This window comes from Mesorhizobium sp. M0018 (genome assembly GCF_040323955.1).
Lineage (GTDB): Bacteria > Pseudomonadota > Alphaproteobacteria > Rhizobiales > Rhizobiaceae > Mesorhizobium.
The window spans coordinates 1-24,650 of record NZ_JAMYVL010000006.1; the positions used below are offsets into that span (position 1 = coordinate 1).

General features: G+C 63.2%; 22 protein-coding genes. 3 read left to right on the forward strand and 19 right to left on the reverse strand.

From position 1 onward, the window contains the following. Positions 1-123 precede the first annotated feature (123 nt). The 5 genes from NKJ81_RS10105 to NKJ81_RS10125 form a co-directional block, all read right to left on the reverse strand. Positions 124-1,236 carry an ABC transporter ATP-binding protein gene (locus NKJ81_RS10105; protein WP_023680224.1) on the reverse strand — a complete coding sequence of 371 codons (1,113 nt, stop codon included), beginning with the start codon at positions 1,234-1,236 and terminating at the stop codon, positions 124-126. Positions 1,237-1,261: 25 nt separating this feature from the next. Beyond that, on the reverse strand, positions 1,262-2,926 hold the full coding sequence (gene bglA / locus NKJ81_RS10110) for a beta-galactosidase BglA (protein ID WP_352540344.1): 1,665 nt from the start codon (positions 2,924-2,926) through the stop codon (positions 1,262-1,264). Positions 2,927-2,930: 4 nt separating this feature from the next. Next, complete coding sequence (locus NKJ81_RS10115) at positions 2,931-4,085, reverse strand: carbohydrate ABC transporter permease (RefSeq protein ID WP_352540345.1); 1,155 nt, start codon at positions 4,083-4,085, stop codon at positions 2,931-2,933. A 1-nt stretch (position 4,086) separates the two neighbouring features. Then, complete coding sequence (locus tag NKJ81_RS10120) at positions 4,087-5,100, reverse strand: carbohydrate ABC transporter permease (RefSeq protein ID WP_352540346.1); 1,014 nt, start codon at positions 5,098-5,100, stop codon at positions 4,087-4,089. A gap of 227 nt (positions 5,101-5,327) precedes the next feature. Beyond that, entirely contained in the window at positions 5,328-6,683 is a 1,356-nt protein-coding gene (locus NKJ81_RS10125) for an ABC transporter substrate-binding protein (protein WP_352522473.1), read from the reverse strand. 361 nt (positions 6,684-7,044) lie between these two features. On the opposite strand from NKJ81_RS10125, the gene NKJ81_RS10130 reads away from it, so the two are divergent. Then, entirely contained in the window at positions 7,045-8,067 is a 1,023-nt protein-coding gene (locus NKJ81_RS10130; protein ID WP_031213013.1) for a substrate-binding domain-containing protein, read from the forward strand. 72 nt (positions 8,068-8,139) lie between these two features. Here the strand turns inward: NKJ81_RS10130 and NKJ81_RS10135 are convergent, their stop codons facing one another. Further along, complete coding sequence (locus NKJ81_RS10135) at positions 8,140-9,048, reverse strand: LysR family transcriptional regulator (RefSeq protein WP_352540347.1); 909 nt, start codon at positions 9,046-9,048, stop codon at positions 8,140-8,142. A gap of 81 nt (positions 9,049-9,129) precedes the next feature. Between NKJ81_RS10135 and NKJ81_RS10140 the strand changes: the two genes are divergently transcribed. Beyond that, positions 9,130-9,624, forward strand: a complete 495-nt coding sequence (locus NKJ81_RS10140; protein WP_352540348.1) for a DUF8737 domain-containing protein — start codon at positions 9,130-9,132, stop codon at positions 9,622-9,624. Positions 9,625-9,629: 5 nt separating this feature from the next. Here NKJ81_RS10140 and NKJ81_RS10145 read toward each other — a convergent pair whose 3' ends face one another. The 13 genes from NKJ81_RS10145 to puuE form a co-directional block, all read right to left on the reverse strand. Then, positions 9,630-11,069 carry a S8 family serine peptidase gene (locus tag NKJ81_RS10145; RefSeq protein WP_352540349.1) on the reverse strand — a complete coding sequence of 480 codons (1,440 nt, stop codon included), beginning with the start codon at positions 11,067-11,069 and terminating at the stop codon, positions 9,630-9,632. Further along, complete coding sequence (locus NKJ81_RS10150; RefSeq protein WP_352469844.1) at positions 11,059-11,727, reverse strand: anti-sigma factor; 669 nt, start codon at positions 11,725-11,727, stop codon at positions 11,059-11,061. Before NKJ81_RS10150 ends, NKJ81_RS10145 begins: the two co-directional genes overlap by 11 nt. Then, complete coding sequence (locus NKJ81_RS10155; protein ID WP_352540350.1) at positions 11,724-12,287, reverse strand: sigma-70 family RNA polymerase sigma factor; 564 nt, start codon at positions 12,285-12,287, stop codon at positions 11,724-11,726. Before NKJ81_RS10155 ends, NKJ81_RS10150 begins: the two co-directional genes overlap by 4 nt. Before the next feature lie 133 nt (positions 12,288-12,420). After that, a complete protein-coding gene (locus NKJ81_RS10160; protein ID WP_352540351.1) occupies positions 12,421-13,260 on the reverse strand; it encodes an alkaline phosphatase family protein in 840 nt (279 codons plus the stop codon). A gap of 93 nt (positions 13,261-13,353) precedes the next feature. Beyond that, a complete protein-coding gene (locus NKJ81_RS10165) occupies positions 13,354-15,039 on the reverse strand; it encodes an ABC transporter ATP-binding protein (RefSeq protein WP_352540352.1) in 1,686 nt (561 codons plus the stop codon). Continuing rightward, complete coding sequence (locus NKJ81_RS10170) at positions 15,039-15,866, reverse strand: ABC transporter permease (protein ID WP_352452240.1); 828 nt, start codon at positions 15,864-15,866, stop codon at positions 15,039-15,041. The genes NKJ81_RS10165 and NKJ81_RS10170 overlap by 1 nt, the downstream gene beginning before the upstream one ends. Before the next feature lie 11 nt (positions 15,867-15,877). Continuing rightward, positions 15,878-16,837, reverse strand: coding sequence for an ABC transporter permease (locus NKJ81_RS10175; protein ID WP_352540353.1), 960 nt, complete (start codon positions 16,835-16,837; stop codon positions 15,878-15,880). A 16-nt stretch (positions 16,838-16,853) separates the two neighbouring features. Continuing rightward, positions 16,854-18,440 carry an ABC transporter substrate-binding protein gene (locus tag NKJ81_RS10180; protein ID WP_352540354.1) on the reverse strand — a complete coding sequence of 529 codons (1,587 nt, stop codon included), beginning with the start codon at positions 18,438-18,440 and terminating at the stop codon, positions 16,854-16,856. A gap of 154 nt (positions 18,441-18,594) precedes the next feature. After that, a complete protein-coding gene (locus tag NKJ81_RS10185; protein ID WP_352540355.1) occupies positions 18,595-20,577 on the reverse strand; it encodes a CocE/NonD family hydrolase in 1,983 nt (660 codons plus the stop codon). An 85-nt stretch (positions 20,578-20,662) separates the two neighbouring features. Continuing rightward, positions 20,663-21,256, reverse strand: coding sequence for a nucleoside deaminase (locus NKJ81_RS10190; RefSeq protein ID WP_352540356.1), 594 nt, complete (start codon positions 21,254-21,256; stop codon positions 20,663-20,665). Beyond that, a complete protein-coding gene (locus NKJ81_RS10195; RefSeq protein WP_352540357.1) occupies positions 21,256-21,759 on the reverse strand; it encodes an ureidoglycolate lyase in 504 nt (167 codons plus the stop codon). The genes NKJ81_RS10190 and NKJ81_RS10195 overlap by 1 nt, the downstream gene beginning before the upstream one ends. Then, complete coding sequence (locus NKJ81_RS10200; protein ID WP_502904281.1) at positions 21,756-22,604, reverse strand: bifunctional allantoicase/(S)-ureidoglycine aminohydrolase; 849 nt, start codon at positions 22,602-22,604, stop codon at positions 21,756-21,758. Before NKJ81_RS10200 ends, NKJ81_RS10195 begins: the two co-directional genes overlap by 4 nt. A 64-nt stretch (positions 22,605-22,668) precedes the next feature. Then, on the reverse strand, positions 22,669-24,102 hold the full coding sequence (gene puuE, locus NKJ81_RS10205; protein WP_352540359.1) for an allantoinase PuuE: 1,434 nt from the start codon (positions 24,100-24,102) through the stop codon (positions 22,669-22,671). A gap of 173 nt (positions 24,103-24,275) precedes the next feature. Between puuE and uraH the strand changes: the two genes are divergently transcribed. After that, the gene (gene uraH / locus NKJ81_RS10210; protein ID WP_352540360.1) at positions 24,276-24,650 is read left to right on the forward strand and encodes a hydroxyisourate hydrolase; all 375 of its coding nucleotides are present in this window, start codon (positions 24,276-24,278) and stop codon (positions 24,648-24,650) included.

The following is a 24,650-nucleotide window of genomic DNA, read 5'->3' on the forward strand; positions in this document are numbered from 1 at the left end:
CGTGCGTGGTCGGCGCTCGAGTAACAGGCAATTCACTAATTACCGCCCGATTTATATCCCCACCCCGCGGGGGGGGCCCGGCCCGCCCGCTCTTGTCTCTCGCATGGCGGAAGAACGCCTGCTTCAAGCCGCCTTTGCTTCTGCTTCATGGAGCGCGAAAGAGCGCCCGTCCGCGTCGAAAATATGCAGGTCTCCGGCGTCCGCCGTCAGCCGCAGTGTCGCTCCGCGCTTGACCTCGACATTGCCCGGCAGCTTGGTCACCAGCGGCAGGTCGGCGCGGCCGATGTCGACATAGACGAGCTGGACCTCGCCGAGCTGCTCGACGTAATCGACCGTCCCTTCGAACAAATAGTCGGCGCCGGTGGCAATCATCAGATCCTCCGGCCGCACCCCGAAGCTCACCGCTGCGCCTTTCGCCGACGCAGGCGTTGCGATCGGCACCGTTGCCTTGCGGCCGCCGACATGGCTGACGACCGTCGGGTTGCCGGTCTTGTCGATCGTCGCCGGCAGGATGTTCATCGCCGGCGAGCCGATGAACTGGGCGACGAACAGATTGCCGGGCCGCTTGTAGAGCTCCATCGGCGTGCCGACCTGTTCGATATGGCCTTCCTTCAGCACGACGATGCGGTCGGCCAGCGTCATCGCCTCGACCTGGTCGTGGGTGACGTAGATCATCGTCGTGGCCGGCATTGACTCCTTGAGCTTGGCGATCTCGATGCGGGTGGCGACGCGCAGCGCCGCGTCGAGGTTGGATAGCGGCTCGTCGAACAGGAAGACCTTGGGATTGCGCACGATGGCGCGGCCGATGGCGACGCGCTGGCGCTGGCCGCCCGACATCGCCTTGGGCAGACGGTCGAGATATTTGGTCAGCTGCAGGATCTCGGCCGCCTGGCGCACCCGCTTGTCGATCTCGGCCTTGCTTTCCTTGCCGATCTTCATCGAGAACGCCATGTTGTCGTAGACGGTCATGTGCGGATAAAGCGCATAGGACTGGAACACCATGGCGATGCCGCGCTTTGACGGCGGCACGTCGTTGACGATCTCGCCGTCGATCTTGAGCTCGCCCGAGGTGATCTCCTCCAGCCCGGCGATGCAGCGCAGCAAGGTCGACTTGCCGCAACCCGAGGGACCGACGAAGACGATGAATTCGCCCGACTTTATGTCGAGGTCGACGCCGTGCAGAATGTTGAGATTGCCATATGATTTCCTCACTTGCCTTAGCGTGACATCGGCCATGGTACCCTCCAGTTCTTCCTTGAATTCAGTCGATACGCCCGAACCAGGCGCCGTAGCCGCCGAGGCGGATCGTGCCGGCGCCAGTCTGTCCCGAAAACCCGTGTCCCGGCAAGGGCTGCAATGAGCGGCCGCCAAGATCGACCTCGGCCGGCTTTGCTCCGAGATTGAAGGCGCAGACGATCTGCTCGTTGCCTTCGCGGCGCGTGAAGGCGACGGTGTCGCCCTCGCTTTCGATGAACTCGATATCACCCTTGGCCAGTGCCGGATGGGCGCGGCGGAAAGCCAGGAAGCGCCGGTAGTGCTCGAGCAGCGAGCCGTCGTCGCCTTGCTGCACATTGACGGCTTGCGCAAGGTGCTTGCTGGGCACCGGCAGCCAGGGCTTTGCCGTCGAGAAGCCGCCATTGCGGGCAGCGCCGTCCCAAACCATCGGCGTACGGCAGCCGTCGCGTCCCTTGAATTCAGGCCAGAAGCGGATGCCGTATGGGTCCTGCAGATCCTCGAAGCTGAGCTCGGCCTCGCTGAGCCCGAGCTCCTCGCCCTGATAGATGCAGACCGAGCCGCGCAACGACATCAGCAGCGCCGAGATGACCTTGAGGTAGGCGGTCGGGTCGGGCTCGCCGGCTGCCCAGCGCGAGGCAGGGCGCATCACGTCATGGTTGGAGAAGGCCCAGCACGACCAGCCGTCGCTGGCCACCTTGCCGAAGGTTTCCAGCACCGAGCGTACCTTTGCCGCGCTGATCTTCTCCGGCGCCAGGAAGTCGAAGGAGTAACACATATGCACGCGCTTGCCGCCGGCCGTATAGGCCGCCACCACTTCCAGCCCACGCTGCGAATCGCCGACCTCGCCAACCGCGGCCGTCGCCGGGTATTCGTCGAGCAAGGCGCGGAAGCGTTCGAGGAAGCCGAGGTTTTCAGGCCGGCTCTTGTCGTACAGATGGTCCTGGTAGTTGTAGGGGTTGACGGCCGGCGCCGTCTGGTCGTTGCGCTGCTCGGGCGGCAGCGGCGGATTGTTTTCCAGGCCCTGGCTGTGGAAATAGAAATTGATGGTATCGAGGCGAAAACCGTCGACGCCGCGCTCCAGCCAGAAGCGGGTGACGTCGAGCAGCGCGTCCTGGACCGCGCGGCTGTGGAAGTTGAGGTCAGGCTGCTCGGCCAGGAAATTATGAAGATAATATTGCTGGCGGCTGGTGTCCCACTGCCAGGCCGAGCCGCCGAAGATAGACAGCCAGTTGTTGGGCGGCGTGCCGTCCGGCTTGGCATCCGCCCAGACATACCAGTCGGCTTTTGGATTGCTGCGGCTCGACCGGCTTTCCCTGAACCACGGATGGATGTCGGCGGTGTGCGAGAGCACCTCGTCGATCATCACCTTGAGGCCAAGCCGGTGCGCCTCTGCGGTCAGCGCGTCGAAGTCGGCCAGCGTGCCGAACATCGGATCGACGTCGCAATAATCCGACACGTCGTAGCCAAAATCCTTCATCGGCGATTTGAAGAATGGCGAGATCCAGATGGCGTCGACACCGAGCGAGGCGATGTAGGGCAGCCGGCCGATCATGCCCCTGAGGTCGCCGATGCCGTCGCCGTTCGAATCCTGGTAGCTGCGCGGGTAGATCTGGTAGATCACGGCACCTCGCCACCAGTCGCGATCGATAGCGAGATCGGGCTTCGGGGTCGCCTTCAAAGCGGATTGCATGATCTCAACCTCCTTTCACCGAGCCGGCAAGCAGCCCGCGGACGAAATAGCGCTGCAGCGAGAAGAACACGATCAGCGGCACGATGATGGTGACGAAGGCCGATGTCGTCAGGATCTCCCAGTCGCCGCCGCGCGAGCCGAGCAACGCATTAAGCTTGGCGGTAAGCACGATCTGGTCGCCCTCGGTACCAAGGAAAACCATCGCCACCAGCAGATCGTTCCACACCCAGAGAAACTGGAAGATGGCGAACGAGGCCAGCACCGGGAACGACAATGGCAGCACGATCTTGACGAAGATTTCGAAATCGCTGGCCCCGTCGATGCGTGCCGACTCCATGATCTCGCGTGGCAGGCCGGCGATATAGCTCCTCAACAGATAGATGGCGAAAGGCAGACCGAAGCCGGTATGCGCCAGCCAGATGCCGAGATAGGTCTTCGACGGCACGCCGAAGAAGCTGCCGACGCCGTTATAGAGCTTCAATAGCGGGATCAGCGACATCTGCAGCGGCACCACCAGGAGGCCGATGATGACGGCGATGAGCAGGGCCCGGCCAGGAAAGCGCATCCAGGCCAGCGCGTAAGCGGCGAACGCGGCGATCAGGATCGGGATGACGGTCGCCGGAATGGTGACGGTCAGCGAGTTCATGAAGGAGCGGCCGATGCCTTCCGAAAACAGCACCGTGTCGTAATTGTCGGTGGTGAATTTCGGCGGCGCCGACGAGGCGTAATAGACGCGCTGGCCGCGTTCGCCTTCGAAAGCCTTCGGCGAGGTCATGACGAAACTGCCGTCGGCATTGAGCTGCAGGGTCACGCCGTCGCCGAGATCGGCTGTCGTGCCGGCGGGATATTGCGTCGGCGCTGCCGACTTGACGCCGAAGGCGCTGATGTTGCGGGCCGGACCGTCGCCGAAAATATTGCCTTGCAGAACGAACTTGCCGTCCTTCTCGAGTTGCGCCGAGGCGGGCGGCAGCCGTCCGGCTTCCGTCTGGCTGGAACTGGTGAACGAGTTCCACCAGCCCGAAGCGATGATCTGGTCCTTGTCGCGCAGCGACGAGACCAGAATGCCGAGCGTCGGGATCGTCCAGATCGCAACGAAGATGAAGACGGCGATATGGACGCCGAAACGGCTGACAAAGGACTTTCCCGTCGACACGGCCATCTCAATGCCCTTCCGTCTCTTTGTTCGCCTGGCGGATGTTCCAGACCATGATCGGAATGACCGCGATCATGATGATGATGGCGATGGTGGCGCCGCGGCCGAAATCGCCGCCGCCGCGGAACATCCAGTCGAACATCAGATTGGCCAGCACCTGGCTGTTCCACTGGCCGTTGGTCATGGTCAGCACGATGTCGAAAACCTTCAGCACCAGGATGGTGATGGTGGTCCAGACCACGGCGATGGTGCCCCAGATCTGCGGCACCATGATCTTCCAGAAGATCTGGAAAGGGTTGGCGCCGTCGATGACGGCGGCTTCCAGCGTCTCTTCCGGAATGCCGCGCAAGGCCGACGACAGGATGACCATGGCAAAGCCGGTCTGGATCCAGATCAGGATGACCATCAGGAAGAAGTTGTTCCAGAACGGCAGCGAGATCCAGACCTGCGGCTGGCCGCCGAAATACTGGATGATGGCATTGAGCAGGCCGATCTGCGTCTGGCCCTCGCCGCGATATTCGTAGATGAATTTCCAGATGACGCTGGCGCCGACGAACGAGATGGCGAGCGGCAGGAAGATCAGGCTTTTTGCGATGGTGCCCCACCAGATCTTGTCGGTGAGCACGGCGATGATCAGCCCGAGGAAGGTGCAGGCGGCCGGCACCACCGCCAGCCAGATGATGTTGTTGAGGATCGAGTTGCGGAACTCGCGGTCGCCGAACGCCCATTGATAGTTGGCCAAGCCGACGAAATGGGCGCCGCCGCGATCGAGGAACGACAGCCTCAGCGTCTCCACTACCGGGTAGATCAGGTAGATCGTGAGGATGATCATCGCCGGGCCGACGAACAGCCAGGGTCGGATCACCCCCTGCCGGCGCAGATTGTTGATCGCTGCCTTGCCGGAAACGCCGCGTGCCGGAAAGATCGTGTCGAGTGCCTTGTTGGCGCCCCAGAAATAGGCGACGCAGCCGCCCACGCCGATGATGATGACGAATATCGCCGAGAAAATCTGAGCCGCCATGGGTCCCTCCCCCTGCGCACGGATCCGCCAGTCGAGAATGGCTTTGGCGACGGGATCATGCGCCGATTCAGTTGTCTGGAGCGCGACCAGCCGGAAAGCAGGTCACTGGGCGCGCGTCATGCCGGAATGCGTTGTGCTCACGACAATCGACGCGACGCCAAGCACCGGATAAGGTCCGGGCCGTTTGAGGCCCGGACCACGTCACATTGGGAACTCAAGCCGGCCGCTTACTTGATCGCGTCCCAGCTTTTCTGGATGTCGGTGGCGACGTCCTGGGCGGACTTGCCGCCGACCAGGTCGATCATGCCGGTCCAGAACGCACCGGCGCCGATCTTGCCCGGCATCAGGTCGGACCCGTCGAAGCGGAAGGTCGAGGCGTTGGCCAGGATCTCGCCCTGCTTCTTCAGCGCGTCGCTGGCATAGGCGTCCTTGTTGACCGACTTGAACGGCGTCACGAAGCCGCCCTGTGCCATCCAGATCTCATGAGCGAGCGGCAGCTTCAGGAATTCGATGAACGCGCGGGCACTCTTGCTGTCTTTGGTGATCATGGCGAGCGTGCCGGCGCCGAGCACCGGAGTGCCGAGCTCGGGCTTGGAAGCGTAAGGCGGGAAGTAGAAGAAGTCGGCATCCTCGCCGATCTTGGTGCCTTGCGGGAAGAAGGTCGGGATGAACGATGCCTGATGGTGCAGATAACATTTTGGCGGCACCGAGAAGAGGCCCTTCGGGCTGTCACGGAAATCGGTCGCCGCAACCGCCTTGGCGCCGCCCTCGACCATCTTGTCGTCGGTGGCGATCTTGCCGAAAATGTCGATGGCGTTGACCACTGCCGGATCGTTGAACGGAATTTCGTTCTTCACCCATTTGTCGTAGGTCTCGGGCGTCTGGGTGCGCAGCATGATGTCTTCGACCCAGTCGGTCGCCGGCCAGCCGGTGGCGCCGCCCGAACCAAGCCCGATGCACCATGGCGTGCCGCCGTCGGCGATGATCTTCTTTTCGAGCTCGGCAAGCTCTTCCTGCGTCTTCGGCACCTTGTAGCCGGCTTCCTCGAAATTGTCCGGCGAGTACCAGACCAGCGACTTCACGTCGGCCTTGTACGGAAAGGCGAAGAAGCCGGGCTTGCCGTCCTTGTCCTTGAAGGTGCCGAGGTCGACCCAGGATTGGCCGGCGCCGTAATTGTCCTTGACCCAGTTGGCCGTATCGTCGCCGAGCGGCGTCAAAAGGCCCTTCGATGCCAGATCCTGGATCAGGCCCGGCTGCGGCAGCACGGCAATGTTGGGCGGGCTGCCGGCCTGCGTGTCGATGACGATCTGCTGCTCGTAATTCTCCGACGAGGAGTACTTGATCTCGGCGCCGGTGGCTTCGGAGAAGTAATCGAGGACGGTGCGGATAAGCCCTTCGTCCTCGCCGCGCCACGGCCCGAAGATCGTCAGCGTCTCGCCCTTGAGGTCGACTTTCTTGAGCTCTTCGTAGTTCGCCCAGTTGAAACGGGGATCTTCGCCCGGCTTGAACTTCAGTTCGGCTTGCGCCGGCATGGCGAGCGCAAGCGTGGCAAACGCAGCGCCCAGCAGAAGCATTTTCTTCATCGGTATTCCCTCCCAGTGGTGACAAACACCGAACGAAACCTCCATTCCGTCCGCCGGCGCTGCAGGACTGTGACTCAGTCGGAAAGGAACTGCAACCTTTCGTAGAGTCTTCCAAAGCGCTTTGGTGATTTTGATCACGCCACTGAATTGGTCCGGAGTCAAGAGAAAGCCAGATTAATCGATTTAATTTCTGCGGCCGGGTGCTGGCGAAAGTGCGCTGCAGCACAGTTTTCTGGCGGTGCAGCAGCAAATTCGGCTTCAAACCGGTCCGAACCGTGCGTATGGTCAGTGCGCTCGGCAACGCGGTTCGTAGCGGCTAGCTCGATTCAGATTAAAAGCGCTTTGAGGTTGGAGGCCTCCGGTGAACCTCAAGCAGCTCTCCCACATGCTGGCGCTTTCGCAGACTACGGTGAGCCGCGCATTGAACGGCTACCCGGAAGTCAACGAGGAAACGCGCCGGCGGGTGGTCGATGCCGCCAAGCGTCACGGCTATCGCCCCAATCCGAGCGCCCGCCGGCTGGCGACCGGCAAGACCGGCATGATCGGCTATGTGCTGCCGACGGGAACGACCGTCGACATCGACCCGCATTTCGTCGAGTTCCTGTCCGGCCTCGGCGACTATGCGCGTTCGCACGAGCTCGACCTGGTGCTGTCACCGGCCGATGCCGACGACCAGGAGACGACCTACCGCCGCATTGTCGCCAACCGGCAGGTCGACGCGGTCTATATCTCGTCGCCGAGGCCGGCCGACCGGCGGGTGGCACTCGTCAACACGCTCGGCATTCCCTTCATCGTCCATGGCCGCAGCGAAGGCTTCGATTTCGACTATCCGTTCACCGACATCGACAATGAGGGCGCCTTCCACGAGGCGGCACGGCTACTCGTTCAGCTCGGTCACAGGCGTCTGGCGCTGATCAACGGCGACGATCGCGAGACCTTCGCCATTCATCGCGAGCGCGGCGTGCGCCGCGCGCTTGCGGCGAGCGGCCTGGTGCTTCGTGATCAGCATGTCTGTTCGCTGACCATGACCGAGGAGAACGGCTATCGCGCCGCCCGGCGCTTGCTGGAACAAAGCGACGCGCCGACGGCGATCGCCTGCTCCAGCCTGATCATGGCGCTCGGCGTGGTGCGCGCGGTGCGCGATCTCGGCCTGACCATTCCGGGCGACCTGTCGCTGATCGCCCATGACGACGTCTTTCCCTGGCTGAAGCCGGAAAATTTTTCGGTGCCATTGTCGACGACGCGTTCGTCGATCCGCCTCGCCGGCGCGCGCATCGCCGAACGGCTGGCGGCGCGGATTTCCGGCCTGGAGGAGGGCGCTCGCGGCGAAGTCTGGCCGGTCGACCTGGTGGTCAGGGGATCGGTCGCCGGCGCGCCGGCCTAGAGGCAATCACTCTGAACGGCCGAGGTCGACTCTTGGCGGCTGTTGGCCAGCACCAGCGGGTGCGTCCTGGTCTCAGGCCGCGGATTTGAGGTGATCGATGAAGGCGCGCAGCTTCGGCAGGACTTGGCGCTTGCCGGGATGATAAAGGAAGACACCCGGCGTCGTCGTGGCGACGCCGTCGAGCACCGACTGGAGTTTTCCTTCGGCTATCGGACCTTCGGCGAGTGGTCGCGGCGTCTGCGCCAACCCGACGCCCCGCATCGCGGCCCCGACCAATGTCGAATAGTCGTGCGCAATCAGCGGGCCTGAGACGATCGCTTCGATTGCACCGTTACCGTCGATGAACGACCAGGGTGCGATGGCGCCATTCGAGCGGCGCAAGCGTAAGCAGGCGTGGTGGCGCAAGTCGTCGACACGCTCGGGACGGCCGTAGCGCTCAAAATAGTCAGGGCTGCCGACGACTACGAACGAGAACGGCGGGGTCAGCCGCACCGCGACCATGTCGGCGGCGATGAGTTGCCCGAGGCGGATGCCGGCGTCGAACCCGCCGGTCGCGAGATCGACCATCTGGTCGCTCACGGCGATCTCCAGTTCGATCTCAGGATAGGCTTGGCAGAACGACGCGAGCACCGGCTCCAACATCAGCGGCACGATAGCGCGAGGCACAGACAGGCGCAGCAGACCGGTCGGCCGCTGGCCGATATCGCGGGCAGCCTCGCCGGCCGCTACGAGCTCCTCGAATGCCGGGCCGGCACGGTCGAGGAACCGCTGGCCAGGTTCGGTTAAACCAACGCTCCGCGTCGTGCGGACGAACAACGCCGTGCCCAGGCGAGCTTCCAGCGCGCGCACCGCTTGGCTCACGGCCGATGGCGTCACGCCGAGATCGGTGGCGGCACGGCGGAAGTTACGCCGCATGGCGACGGCCAGGAACGCCTCGACGCCCTCCAGCGCACCATGTCGGACTGTGTAGTTCTGCTTCATAGGTTGTTGTGATTACACCGGATAGTCGAATTGCGGTAGCGGGCTTAAAGCCGCGTGAACCAACTGTTGAGAGTAGGCCAAATGTCCACGGAAATGGTGTTCCAAACCCATCTTGTTCTCGGCTATGTCGCGTGGCTGCTTTGCTTCGGCGCGTACGGTTTGCCGTTGCTCAGGTCGATGGACCGGGTCGCGGCGCAACGCGCTATCGCTATGCTGCACAGCTTCCGCTTCTTCGGGCTCGTCTTCCTAGTTCCGGGCGTCGTAAGCCCCAATCTGCCCGCTGATTTCGCCGTGTTCGCCGCCTACGGCGATTTCGCGACCGGCGTGCTGGCCATGCTGGCGCTGCTCACGGTGAGGATACGCCCGCTCTTCTGGCCGTTGGTCGTCGCCTTCAACGTCGCAGGGACGGTCGACCTCATCGTCGACTATTACCACGCCATTCAGATCGGCCTTCCTGCACGCGCAGGCGAACTGGGCGCCACCTACGCGATCCCGATCATCTACGTACCGCTGCTGATGATAACGCACGTCGCCGCATTCTATTTTCTCCTACGTCCTCAGCAAAACGCGTCCTGAGCGGGCTATTCATTCGCCGCCTCGGCCGCCTTGGTGTTCAGAAGCCCGTAGCCGAAGTCATTGTCCCGCCCCTTCGCGCCGAGATCCTTTGCCGTGGCGGCAAGTGCTTTCTCGACCCAGTCGGCGGAGCGGTCGGGCGCGGCATGCAACAGATTGGCGACGGCGCCGGTCACGATCGCCGCGGCGAAGGACGTCCCGGTCACCACGTCCGAGCCGGCGCCGCTCGGCGCCACCATCTCAACGCCGGGAGCGGAGATGAAGACATAGGCGCCGCGATTGGCCTGCGGCATCAGCCCGTCCTTGGCATCGGTGGCCGTCACCGCGATCACGCCGTCGAAGGCGGCCGGATAACCATAGGGCGCCTTCGGTCCGTTATTGCCGGCGGCCGCAACCAGCACGATGCCAAGCGCACGCGCATTGCGGCAGGCGATGCCGAGCAGGTCGTTCTTCGGGCCGACGAAGCTCATATTGATGATGCGGACATCCTGCTCCGCCGCCCAGTCAAGCGCCGAAAGGACGACGTCCATGGTCGACTTGCCGCCCTCGAAGGCGCGGGCATGATAGATCCTGGCGCCCGGCGCCATGCCTTTGAACGCGCCGGTGCCGGCGATCAGTCCATCGACCGAAGTGCCGTGGTCGCGCGCCTTGATCGGCACGTCGGGCATGGCATCGAACTGCCCGGCGATGACGCCGGAGAGCGCCGGATTGCCGTCGTCGATGCCGGTGTCGATGACGCCGACGCGCACATTCTCGCCGCTGGCTTTGTCGGCATCGAGCGCGATGCGCTCGAACGCATAATTGGCGATGCTGGCCGCCTGCTGCAGCGAGTAGACATGGTTGGCCTCACGCCGCAAAGTGCGGCCGTCGGCGGCGAGCTGCGCCAGCACGACGCCGACCGGGCGGCCATCGGGAATGCCGAAGCGCACCAGCGTGTTGCCGAGCAGCCGCGACTGCCGCTGCGAGCGTATCTCGAGGCCGAACGAGGCCGCGATCTGCTGGACCGCGCCGGCATCGCCATTGACGGTGACCAGCACCTCGTCGGGCACGAAATCGCCGGTCACGGCGCGCGGCGGCTCGGTTGCCACAAGATCGGTCGGCGCAACCACCGCACCGCCCGGCACCGCAGCCTGTATTGCCGGCGCGACGGCGGGTGGGGTTGCAGTATTGCCAGGAGGTATCGGCGCCTCGGTGACTACGGCAGGATTGGGGAACAGGTCGACAATCAAGCCCGGAAGAAACACCGCGCCCGTCGTTCCATGAGCCGGCGCTTTGCCGCCATCCTTCACGCCGCCGCCATCCTTGGCGCAGTCGGCGTTGGCAGCATTTCCCCGGTTCAGGCAGTCGATCTCAGCCTGGGTGAGGTTAGGATCGTTGGTTTGTGCAACGGCAGACGCGGCGAAGATTGTGATCGCCGCCGTCAATCGAATGACCGCCTCAGCCGCCATCAGCCGGTTTCCTTCCCTCCAGGGCAGCTTCGGTGAAAGGCTGGGCGGCGATAAGGCCAAGCAGCTTCTGATAGTCGGCGGCGGTCTCGGCCGGGACGCCGACGCGGAAGACGCCGTCGGCGGTCGGCCCGCCAGCGATCTTCAACTGGTTCTGGTCGAGAAAAGCGACGATATCGGACAGCTTCGCATCCGGTTTGAACTTCACCAGTGCAAACGGCATTTTGGCCAGATCGTCCTCCGATCCGGCAATCTCGAAATCGCCACCTCTGTTGCCGGTCTGCACAAAGGATTGCGCGACGACCAGGGCCAGCAGCACCGCGGCCGCGGCCCAGGCGACGCCGGCGGGCACCGCCATGAAGCGGCTCCAGGCTTGCGCCAGCCAGGACGATGCCGCCGGCGCGCGGGACGGGCCGGCCTCGGCGTCGAGCGCCTTGGCAAAGCGGCTGAGCGCATCGGCCGGCGGGCGGATTGCCTCGTTTGCGGCAGCGGTGCCGGAGAATTCGGCCTCGGCCTCGCCTAGTGCGGCCATCGCCGCCGGATCGCTCGTCAGCCATTCCTCGATGGCTTCGAGCTCGGTGCCCTCCAGCGAGCCGTTCAGATAAAACGGCAGCAGCATTTCCATTTCGTCGCGGCGTGACATCTTTTCAGCGGCGCTCATGGCCACCCCCTGTCGTAACCGGCGGCCTTGAGGGCTTCGCCGAGTTTCTTGCGGGCGCAGAACATCCTGGTCTTGACCGTTGCGACCGGGATGCCGAGTACCTCGCCGATCTCGCTCACCGATTGCCCGTGATAATAGGCAAGGTCGATCACCGTGCGGTGCTCTTCCGGCATGGCATCGATAAAGTGTCGCAAGGCGGCGGCCTTGTCTTCCTTCATCGTCACGACTTCAGGCGTGTCGGCGCCGTCGGCGACCTGGGCCGCATCATCGTCGTCGATCCAGTCTTCCTTCTTCTTGCGCAGCAGGGACAGCGCCTTGAAGCGGGCAATGCCGAGCAGCCATGTCGAAACCTCCGAGCGCCCCTCGAAGGCCGGTGCCTGCCGCCAGAGTTCGAGGAACACCTCGTTCGCGATATCGTCGGCCATCAGTTCCGATCCCGTCTGGCGTGCCACGAAGCGGTAGACCCGCGCGTGGTGGCGCATGAACAGGAGCCGCACGGCGGCACGGTCGCCTTTCGCGACCCGCTCGACAAGCGCGCGATCGGTCTCCGCGGCCGTCATCGCCGGTCGAGCCGCCTGGCTCCTGCCTGCTGTGTCGCTGATCGGCCCAAAAAGGTTCACCGCATCCGCCCGTATATCTGCGGAGGCTAACTGAAGAGCGGGAGCGTTGCCAGAGGGAGAAGAGGGCGCGCGCTCAACTCAGGAACGGCTTTGCCTTCATCGTCGCCGGCACCGGCACGCCGAGGCGCGCAAGCACCGTCGGCGCGAGCTGCAACTGATCGAGCAGCGTACTGGCTTCCGGACCCTCGCCGGATCCGAAGTAGTAAAGTGCGAAATCCTGCATCTCCTCGTCGTGGCCGCCATGATGGCCGCGATCGGTCTGGCCATGATCGGCGGTGACGATCACCTCGTAGCCGGCTTCCCGCCAGCGCGGCAGGAAGCCGGCGAGCATGGCGTCCATTGCATAGACGGCATGATCCATCTCGTGGCAGTCATGGCCGAAGCGGTGGCCCATCGAGTCCAGAGTACAGCTGTGCAGGATGCCGTAATCGATGCCGTAGCGCCTGGTCAGCATGGTCAACGTCGCGAACAGGTCGACGTCGCTCGGCGTCATCTGGTTCCTGGCATTGTAGCCGGTCATGGTGTGGAACCGGCCATGGCTGATCGGCCTGCCCGGCTGGTCGAACTCCATGTCCTCGACCAGGTCGAACGGATAGGCCCGGAAGAATTCGGACCAGTAGGAGTGGGTGACCGCACCGGTCTTGCCGCCGGCCCTGCTGACTTCGGAAAAGATGTCCGGCTGTTCGACGCGAAACCGGTTCTCGTTCGACAGGATACCGTGCACTTGCGGCGGCACGCCGGTGTGGATCGAGGCATAGCAGGATGCCGAGGTCGACGGCAGCACGGAACGCATTTTCCATACGCGGGCTTCGCCTGATTGCACCCAGCCTTCGAGATTGCCCATCAGCCGTCGCCAGTTCCGGTAAGGCACGCCGTCGAGGATGATGAGCAACAGTTTTGTGTCGAACGCCAAGGGCGCCTCCATGCGGCTTAATCGGAAAAGTCAGGGCGGGCCTGCCGTTCAATCCACGCCCGGACAGGATCGTCGGGCGCAAAGGGCGGCCCGCTAGTTCCCCGCGCTGGCCATGCGCCGTCCCTTGATCGCTTTCTCTAGCCAGCCGATCTCCATTTCTGGCACCGACGATAGCAAAAGATCGGTGTAGGCATCGAATGGTGGCGTCAGCACGGTGCTCTTGGCGCCGTAGCGCACCACTTCGCCGCGATACATCACGGCGATCGAATCGGCGATCGACTTGACCGTGGCCAGGTCGTGGGTGATGAACAGATAGGCGACGTTTTCCTCTTTCTGCAGCCCGAGGAGCAGCTCCAGTATGCCGTGGGCGACCAGCGGATCGAGCGCCGAGGTCACCTCGTCGCAGATGATCAGCTTCGGCTTGGCGGCGAGCGAACGAGCGATGCAGACGCGCTGCTTCTGGCCGCCCGAAAGCTCGGCCGGATAGCGGTCGACATAGCCTTTACCCATTTCGATCTTGTCGAGCAGTTCGGCGACGCGTTTGTCGCGCTCAAGCCCGCGCATCCCAAAATAGAATTCCAGCGGCCGACCGATGATGGTGCCGACCGTCTGGCGCGGGTTCATCGCCACGTCGGCCATCTGGTAGATCATCTGCAGCTGGCGCAGGTCCTCCTTCGGCCGGTCGGCAAGTCGGTTGGCGAGCGGCCGTCCGTCGAAGGTGACGGTGCCTTGTTCGGGCGGCAAGAGGCCGGTGATGGCGCGCGCCAGTGTCGATTTGCCGGAGCCGGACTCGCCGACCACCGCCAGCGTCTGGCCGGGGAAAATATCGACGGAGACGTTCTTCAGCACCTTGATGTGACTGCGGCCATAGGCGGCGGTGATGTTCTTGACCGACAGGAACGGGCTCGTGCCGGGCTTCTGCTCCTGGTGTTCGATCTCATGCACCGAAACCAGCGCGTTGGTGTATTCTTGGCGCGGCTCCTTGATGATCTGGCGGGTGCCGCCCCATTCGACCAGCCGGCCGTGGCGCAACACCATGATCTCGTCCGAGACCTGGGCGACGACGGCAAGGTCGTGAGTGATGTAGAGTGCCGCGACATGCGTGTCGCGGATGGCATCCTTGATCGCCGCCAAGACGTCGATCTGCGTCGTCACGTCCAGCGCCGTGGTCGGCTCGTCGAAGACGATCAGGTCGGGCTCCGAGCACAGCGCCATTGCCGTCATCACGCGCTGCAGCTGACCGCCCGACACCTGGTGGGGAAAGCGCTCGCCGATGCTTTCGGGGTTCGGCAGGCTGAGCTTCTTGAACAGCGCCACGGCGCGCTTTTCGGCTTCGGCCCGCGTCGCCGTGCCGTGCAGGAGTGCTGCCTCGACCACCTGGTCCATCAGCCTGTGCGCCGGATTGAAGGCGGCTGCCGCCGATTGCGCGACATAGCAGACCTCGCGGCCGCGCAATTTGCGAAACCCTTCGTTGCCGCCCTTCAGGATGTCGCGGCCATTGAGGATGACCTCGCCGCCGGTGATGCGCACGCCGCCGCGGCCGTAGCCCATCGACGACAGGCCGATGGTCGATTTGCCGGCGCCGGACTCGCCGATCAATCCGAGCACCTTGCCCTTTTCGAGCGTCAGCGAGACATCGTGCACCAGCACGATGTTCTTCGGCGCCTCACCCGGCGGATATACCGTGGCCTCGATGCGCAGATTGCGGATGTCGAGCAGCACGCCGGACTTTGGTTGCCCGGGCTTCGGTTGCCCGGGCTTCGGTTGCTTGTCAGCCATTACCCGCGTCCTCCCTTCAGGCTTGTCGTACGGTTGAGCACCCAGTCGGCGACGAGATTGACGGAAATCGCCAGCGCTGCGATCGCCGCCGCCGGAATGAGGGCGGCGCCTATGCCGAAGACGATGCCATCCTTGTTTTCCTTGACCATGCCGCCCCAATCGGCGTCCGGCGGCTGCACGCCAAGCCCGAGGAAGGACAGCGTCGACAGGAACAGTACGGCATAGATGAAGCGCAGGCCGAGTTCCGAAACCAGCGGCGACAGCGCATTGGGCAGGATTTCCCGGAAGATGATCCAGCCGCTGCCTTCGCCGCGCAGCTTGGCCGCCTCGACATAATCCATGACGTTGATGTCGACGGCGACCGCCCTCGACAGGCGGTAGACGCGGGTCGAGTCGAGAATGCCCATGACCAGGATCAGTGTCACCAGATTGGATGGCAGCACCGACAGCACGACAAGGGCCATGATCAGTGTCGGGATCGACATCAGGAGATCGACGAGACGCGACAGAAGCGTGTCGAACCAGCCGCCGAAAACCGCTGCCGAAAAGCCGAGGATGGCGCCGAGCGAGAAGGACAGCGCGGTCGCCAGCACCGCGATGAACAGGGTGATGCGGGCGCCGTAGATCATGCGCGACAACAGATCGCGGCCGAGATTGTCGGTGCCCAGCCAATGCGCCGCGGACATCGGTTCCCAAGGGACGTCGCTGACGATCTCGGCATTGCCATGCGGCGCGATCCACGGCGCAAAAATTGCTGCCAGCACGAACAGCGCCGTCAGCACGATGCCGACCAATGCCGGGATAGGGATGCGTTTGATGACGAGCATACCCGCCCCCCTCATTTCGGATGTCTGAGGCGCGGATTGGCGATGATCGCCGCTATGTCCGCGATGATGTTCAGGCTGATGTAGACGGCGGCGAAGATCAGCCCGACCGCCTGCACCACCGGCACGTCACGCTTGGTGACGTGGTCGACCAGGTATTGGCCCATGCCTGGATAGACAAAGATAACTTCGACGACGACGACGCCGACGATCAGGTAAGCGAGATTGAGCATCACGACGTTGATGATCGGCGCGATGGCATTGGGGAAGGCATGCCTGCGGATGACCGCGAAGGCCGAAAGCCCCTTGAGTTCGGCGGTCTCGACATAGGCGGACTGCATCACATTGAGGATCGCAGCGCGCGTCATGCGCATCATATGCGCGAGCACCACCAGGGTCAGCGCTGCCGCCGGCAGTGCTATGGCCTGAATGCGTTCGCCGAAAGGCATCCCGTCATAGACCGTGGAAATGGCGGGAAACCATTGATGTTGCACCGCGAAGAAAAAGACGAGCACATAGCCGATGAAGAATTCCGGAAACGAGGTCGAGGCGAGCGCTAACCCGGAGATCAGCTTGTCGACCCAGCCATTGCGGTAGCGCACCGCGATCAGGCCGAGGATGATCGCCAGCGGCACCGCGACGATCGCCGCCCAGAAGGCAAGGAACAGCGTGTTCCACAGCCTTCCCTTGATAGAGGTTGCGATATCCTGACCGCTCGACATAGCCGTGCCGAGATCACCGGTCAGGATGCCGCCGAGCCAGCGAAAATAACGGATGTAAGCGGGATCATTGAGGCCGAGCTGCTCGCGCAGATTGGCGAGCGACTCCGGTGTCGCCGACTGCCCGAGAATGGCTTGCGCGACGTCGCCGGGCAGGATTTGGGTGCCGGCGAAGATCAGGACCGAAACGGCCAACAGCAGCAGAATGCCCAGCGCAATGCGCTGGGCCACCAGTTTCACGATGGGTGAGGACATATCCGCAAGGCCGGGCTCAGGCTTCGAGCCAGCACTTCGCCAGAGCATATCCGTTCATCAACTCCTGATGCGGATCATCCACCCAGCCGGCGACCTTGGCGCCCGTCGCGTCGATGAACTGATTGAACATCGGCAGGATCAAGCCGCCCTCGTCGCGCACCATCGCAGCCATGTCGTGGTACATTGCCTTGCGCTTGGCCTCGTCGAGCTCGGCGCGAGCCGCCAGCACCATCTTGTCGAAATCCGGACGCTTGAAACGTGTGTCGTTCCAGTCGGCCGTCGACAGATAGGCGGTAGAGTACATCTGGTCCTGCGTCGACCGGCCGCCCCAGTAGGAGGCGCAGAAGGGCTGCTTGTTCCAGACTTCCGACCAGTAGCCGTCGCCCGGTTCGCGTTTGATCTCCAGCTTGATGCCGGCCTTGGCCGCGCTTTGCTGGAACAGCTGTGCGGCATCGACGGCACCGGGGAAGGCGACGTCCGACGTCCGGAGCAGGACGGCACCGTCATGGCCCGATTTCTTGTAGTGGAACTTGGCCTTATCGGGATCGTATTTGCGCTGCTCGATCTCGGTGAATAGCGGGTACGATGCATTGATCGGGAAGTCGTTGCCGAGCGAGCCATAGCCACGCAGCACCTTGTTCAGCATCTCCTCGCGGTCGATCGCCAGCTTCAACGCCATCCGCAAGTCGTTGTTGTCGAACGGCGCGGTGTCGCAGTGCATGATGAAGACGTAGTGGCCGGGTCCCGAATGGTTGCGGATGGTGACGCCGGGCACGCGCTTGATCAGATCGACGATCTTCGGCTCGACCCGGTTGATCATGTTGACCTGGCCGCCCTGCAGCGCCGCCGTGCGGGCCGTGGCGTCGTTGATGACGATGATCTCTATCTGGTCGGCATGGCCCATCTTGTCGCCCTGCCAGTAATTGGCGAAGCGCTCGCCGCCATGGCGCACGCCGGGCTCGTTGGTGGTGACCTTGTAAGGACCCGCCGAGATACCGGCATCGGCCTTGTCCTTGCCGCCGTTCGGCTGGATGATCAGGTGATAGTCGCTAAGCAGGTAGGGCAGGTCGGCATTCGGCTCCTTCAGCGTCAGCACCACTTCCTTGCCGCTGGCCTTTATGCTCTCGATGCCTTTCATGTAACCGAGCGCGCCGGACTTCGACTTCTCGTCCGAATGGCGTTCGAGGGTGGCGGCCACGTCCTCTGCGGTCACCTTCTTGCCGTTGTGAAACTCGACGCCATCGCGGATCTTCAGCGTCCAGGTCTTGGCGTCGTCCGACGAGCCGATCTCCTCGGCGATGCGGTTCTCGAGCTTGCCTTCGGGAGACAGTTCGACGATCAGTTCGCCCCACATCTTGCCGAAGGCGAACGGCACCTGCGTCATAAACAGCGCCGGATCGAGGCTGTTGGTGGACTCGCCACCGACCAGGCCGGCCTTGAGCGTGCCGCCCTTGACCGGACCCGCCGCGCGGGAAGCGCTGGATAGCAGCGAATTGGCGAAGGTTGCGGTGACGCCGAGCGCTGCTGCCCGGCCGAGAAAATCGCGACGGCTCAGCTTGCCGGACGCAACGCGCCGGCTCAGATATTCCAGTTCGTTCGACATGTTGAGTTCCTCACTCTGTTGGTCCGACCTTATGGTCGTTTTTCTCATTTCTATCGGGAGAATAATGACCGTAAGGGAAAGCGGTAAGCAAGACCGAATGCGACATGCCGTGGCGTAAATCGTGCGTCGCAATTGGACCAATCGCTATAAGCGCTCAAAGCAGTGCGCGCGGGATTTTCTCCTCGAAGTTGCGCTCGAAGACGAGTTTCTCGCCTTCATAGGCTTCGATTCTGGCGCTAACCACGAAGCTTTGCGCGTCGGACCGCATTTCGGCGAAGGTTTCTGTGCGCACCGACCATCCATTTCGCGACAGCGTCTGGGTCCAATGCGTCTTGCCCGAGGCTGACAGCGGATTGTCAGGATGGATCACCCATGTCTCCCTGGCGAGGCTCCCGTGGGCGAGGCCATGCTCCAGGTCGCGCACCTCACCGAAATCGTCGACGATGGAAACCGTAATCATTCCGGTCTTTTCGTCGCGATCGACATGACGCTCGGAATTGGCGGGCCGAAGCGTCTCCGTTGCCCAGGGCGCAGCACCTTCGGGAGCGGGGAAGGTGACCTCGTCGCCTGTCGCTGGCGGGCGTACCGGCAGCATCAATGTCGCGGCCGACAATTCGAGCCGGACCGGCTCCGGCGACGGCCAGATCATCGGCCAGTAGGCGTTCGAAACGGCAACGCGCAAGCGATGGCCGACCGGCACGCGATAGGCGCATTGGTCGAGCACCACCCGGGCGCTGACGGTTTCGCCGGGCACTAGCGCTTTGGGAAATTCGTGCGAGTTGCGATGCGTCAGGTTGAGCACGCCGTACGAGATCAGCTCCGATGCCCCGTCCGGATGGACGTCGCACAGCCGAACCGCGATGTTCGCCTGGCGCCGGTCCGACGAGACCCTGACCACAACTTCGGGAGCACCGACAATGTCGATCGTTTCGGTCAGCACCGGCTGGTCGAAGCACACCGACAGCGCATCGTCGGGGCGCTGGTCACCCGGCAGTTCCGGGCCGAAGGTGAAGGGGAAATATTCGCCGCCGGCGAGGCCGCAGCTTTGCGGCGAAGCGACGATAGCGTGGTTGCCTTCAGCGATAAGCTCAACCTCTTGGGTCTCGATGTTGGGTGATGGCCATTCCGATTCAGCGACCCAGCGGCCCGGCCGCTCGGGATGCCAGCGCGCCGGACGCACGCTGTCCATGACATAGGCGCGGTAGGCGGGGTCGGCCTCGACGCCGGTGTCGATGTCCTTCAGCCAGCGGTCCCACCAGCGCAAGGCCTCCTGCAGGAAGCCGATGCGCGGTTCGGGCGCGGCGTAATGCGGGTATTTGTGGATCCACGGGCCGACGATGCCCTTGACCGGCGCCTCGATATTGACGGCGAGATGGGAAATCGTATTGCGATAGCCATCATGCCAGCCGCCGATCGACAGCACCGCGGCATGGATGGCGGAATAGTCCTCGCAGATCGAGCCGCGCTTCCAATAGGCATCGCGATGCTGGTGCTTCAGCCACAGCGGTGCCAGGAAGGGCTGGTTCTCCAGCCTGGTCAGCCACAGGTCGCGCCATCTGTTGTCGCCGGCCAGCAACGGATCCGGCGGCCTTGACGAATAGGACAGCATGGTCGAGGCCCAGCCGAAATTCTCGATCAGCAGGCAGCCGCCCTTGTAGTGGATGTCGTCGGCATAGCGGTCGACCGTCGAACAGAGACTGATGACCGCCTTCAGCGCCGGCGGCTGCTTGGCTGCTACCTGCAGGCAGTTGAAGCCGCCCCACGAAATGCCCATCATGCCGACATTGCCGTTGCACCAGGGCTGGTCCGCCGCCCAGGCGATGACGTCGCAAGCGTCCTGCAATTCCTGCTCGGAATATTCGTCGTCCATCAGCCCTTCGGAATCGCCATTGCCGCGCATGTCGACGCGGATCGAGGCGTAGCCGTGGCCGGCAAAATAGGGATGCGTCAGCTGATCACGATAGATCGTGCCGTCGCGCTTGCGATAGGGCAGGTGTTCGAGGATTGCCGGCACTGGATCGTCGGCAGCATCGGCCGGCATCCACACCCGCGCCGACAGCCGGCAGCCGTCCGGCATGATGATCCCCATATCCGGAAATTCGACGATCTTTCGTGGGAATTCAGTGACGATTTTCATGCGGGCGAACTCCAGGAGCGCCAGATGATGGAGCCCGTGAGAGCGCGTCATGGGCCAGTCAACGAATTCGGCTGGTCAATCCGCGTCAATTCAGCGGTATGTCGTTTTCGGCCTTGCTTGCTTGATAGGCGGCGGACAATTCGTCATAGCGCGCTGATATTGCGCCGATACGCGCTTCCAGCCGCTCGCGCTCGGCATCGGGCAGCGAGCGCACCAATTTGCGGATCGAAAAGCTCTTCCAATAGGCATTCTCGGCATTGTAGCCGCCGGGATCGAGGGTGAAGACCTCTTTCAGGATCTTCAAATCGTGCGGGATGTCGAAGCTGTCGCGCGAGTCTTCGTGGCTGAACAGATAGAAGAAATTGTCGAAGCCGGTCCAGGTGATCGCCGACAGGCAGAGCGAGCAGGGTTCGTGCGTGGCAAGAAAGATCGCGTCCTTGGTGTCGACGCGTTCGGCTTTAGGCATTTCGTAGAAGCGCTTCAGGCAATGCACCTCGCCGTGCCAGAGCGGGTTTTCGGTCTCGTTGTTGGTTTCGGCAAGCACCAGCGAGCGGTCGTCCTTGCGCAGAATGGCCGCGCCGAACAGCTTATTGCCGTGCGCGACGCCTTCGACGGTCTTCGGCACGATGTCGTGCTCGATGACGTCGAGCAGTCGGTCGATCAGCGAAATGTCGGTCATCATCTAATCCCGTCGGGAAGATCGATCTCGTAGGCGTGCGAGAAATGGCACTCTTCGAGATTGGAGCCGTCGCCGCCGCGGTCGACGACCACAAAATCCTGGACATCGCCGATCGGCGTCAGCACTCCGTGCCACAGATTGCGCGGATAGTTGATGCCTTGCCCGGGCGCGGTGATGAAGGCATGCGGCTCGCCCGGGCCCTCCTCGCCGTCATGGCAGACGACGACCAGGAACGGCCGTGGTGACAGCGGGATGAAGGCCTGGCTGCCAAACGGATGGCGCTCCACCATGGTAAGCTTCAACGGCAGCTCATAGGGCGTGCCACGCACCATCGAGATCAGCACGCGCGCATTCGGCCCTCGTGCTTCCGCCGTGGCGAGGTCATGGTAGCGCTCAGCCTTGCCGCCATTGATCGGATAATGGTTGTCGCCGCCCATATCGATGACGTCGCCGAATTCGGCGAAATTCTCGCGGGTCAGCGGCCGCGCGACGATGCGGATCATGGTGTAGGTCTCACGACGCCGGCGCTGCCAAGCTTGGCGTGGCGGTTGACGTCCTTGTAGAGGAGATAGCGGAATTTGCCCGGCCCGCCGGCATAACAAGCCTGCGGGCAAAAGGCGCGCAGCCACATATAGTCGCCGGCTTCGACTTCGACCCAGTCCTGGTTGAGACGGTAGACCGCCTTGCCCTCCAGCACATAGAGCCCGTGCTCCATGACGTGCGTCTCGGCGAAGGGAATGACCGCGCCAGGCTCGAGCGTGACGATGGTGACATGCATGTCGTGGCGCATGTCGGCCGGATCGACGAAGCGCGTCGTCGCCCATCGGCCTTCGGTACCCGGCATTGGCGTCGGCGCGATTTCCTGTTCGTTGGCGAAGAACGCTTGCGGCTGGTCGATGCCGTCGACTGCGTCATAAGTCTTGCGGATCCAGTGAAAGCGGACGGCGGCACCGCTTTCATTGCGCACCGTCCACCCGCTCGCCGGGGGCAGGTAGGCAAAGCCGCCCGGCCTTAAGCTATGTTTCTTGTCGGCAAGCGAAACGCATAGCTCGCCTTCGACTACGAACAGGGCACCTTCGGCGGCGGCGTCAAGCTCGGGGCGGTCGCTGCCGCCGCCGGGCGCGAGCTCGACGATGTATTGCGAAAACGTCTCGGCAAAACCCGACAGCGGCCGCGACAGCACCCAGACGCGTGTCCCATCCCAGAACGGCAAGGCGCTGGTGACGATGTCCTGCATCACACCCTTGGGGATGACCGCATAGGCCTGTGTGAACACAGCGCGGCCGGTCAGCAATTCACTCTGGCCGGGATGTCCGCCCTGCGGCGCATAATAGGTTCGCTCGGCCATTTTCATCATATCCATAAATTCAAGCCTGTTGCGGAAGCCACGGCCCATGGCGGCAGCCGAAGCCCTATTGCGGAAGCATGTCCTTGAGACGAAGCAGCGCGATGCACTCGACCTGTCTGCAGGCGGTTTCGAATTCGACGTCGTGGCTGTTGCCGATACGCGCCTCGAACTCGGCCAGGATCTCCGCCTTGGTCTTTCCTTTCACCGCAATAATGAAGGGGAAACCGAAACTGGTGACGTAGGCGGCATTGAGTTTTGCGAACAGCTCGCGCTCCTTCTCGGTCAGCGCGTCGAGCCCTGCCGAAGCCTGTTCCCTCGACGATTCCGCCGTCAGCCGCTTGGCCTGTGCCAGTTTTCCGGCAAGATCGGGGTGGGCATTGAGCACAGCAAACCGCTCGGCCTCGCTGGCCGCGCGAAACACGCGGCAGAGCGCGTTGTGCAGGCCGCCGGCACTGTCATGGGCCGGGCCGAGCTCCAGCTCATAAGCGCGCTCGGCAACCCACGGCGAATGCTCGAAGACGCCGCCGAATGTGTGGACGAAGGCCTCGAATTCCATTTTCGACGGGCGCAGCGCCGGCAACCGGAACGGATGCGTCTCCTGCCAGTGTTTTGCAATGTCGATGCGTCGTGCCAGCCAGACCTTGTCATGCGATTTGACGTAGTCGATGAAGCGCTTCAGTGCCGCGACCCGGCCCGGCCGCCCAACCAGGCGGCAGTGCAGGCCGATATTCATCATGCGCGGCCGCCCTGCCTTGCCCTCGGCATAGAGCATATCGAAACTATCCCTGAGATAGGCAAAGAACTGGTCGCCCGAGTTGAAGCCCTGCGGCGTGGCAAAGCGCATATCGTTGGCGTCGAGCGTGTAGGGGATGACCAGCTGCGGCTTCGCCGACCCGTCCGGTGCCGCATGCTCGAACCAGTAGGGCAGTTCGTCGTCATAGGTGTCCGACACATAGTCGAAGCCGCCCTCTTCCGCCGCCAGCCGCACCGTGTTGATCGAGGTGCGGCCGGTGTACCAGCCGGTCGGCCGCGCTCCTGTCACCTCATAATGCAGCCGGATCGCCGCCTCCATGTCGTGGCGCTCGTCTTCCGGGGGATGGTCGCGGTAGTCGATCCATTTCAGCCCGTGCGAAGCGATCTCCCAGCCGGCCTCCTGCATCGCCGCAACCTGGTCGGGCGAACGCGCCAGGGCCGTGGCGACGCCATAGCAGGTGATCGGCACCTGTGCCTCGCTGAACAGGCGCAGCAATCGCCAGAAGCCGGCTCGGGCGCCGTATTCGTAGATCGATTCCATGTTCCAGTGGCGCTGGCCGGGCCAGGGCGCGGCGCCGACGATCTCCGACAGGAAAGCCTCCGAAGCCTTGTCGCCGTGCAGGACGCAATTCTCGCCGCCCTCTTCGTAATTGACGACGAACTGCACCGCGACATGCGCCCCGCCGGGCCATTTCGGATCCGGCGGATTGGCTCCGTAGCCGCGCATGTCTCGTTCGTAACGCATTCTCGCTCCTGCCGGAAATTGTAATCAGGATAGTCGAAAGGAGTGCCTGCGCATTCCCCCGAAATTTTTGAAAGTGTTTTTGTCGCGCTCCGCTCGACCGGGACTTATGCATCGCCTTTAATTGGCGCACAATTCATGAATAGTGTTCGACCGTTCAGGGAATGGAGCAGCCAGTGGCGGAAACGTCGAAAGCCGAAGGCGGACGCCTGACGACCCACGTCCTCGACACTGCGGCCGGCAAACCGGCGGCCGGTCTGTCGATCGAGCTCTATCATCTTGAAGGTCAGGCCCGGACGCATCTGAAAACGGTCGTCACCAATCACGACGGCCGTTGCGATGCTCCGCTGCTTGCCGGCGCTGAATTCCGCACCGGCGAATACGAGCTGGTCTTTGCGGCCGGCGATTATCTGCGCGGGCAAGGGACAAAACTGGCGGAACCGGCCTTCCTCGACCATGTGCCGATCCGCTTCGGTATGGCCGAGCCGATGCACTATCATGTGCCGCTGCTTCTGTCGCCGTACGGCTATTCGACCTACCGGGGAAGCTGA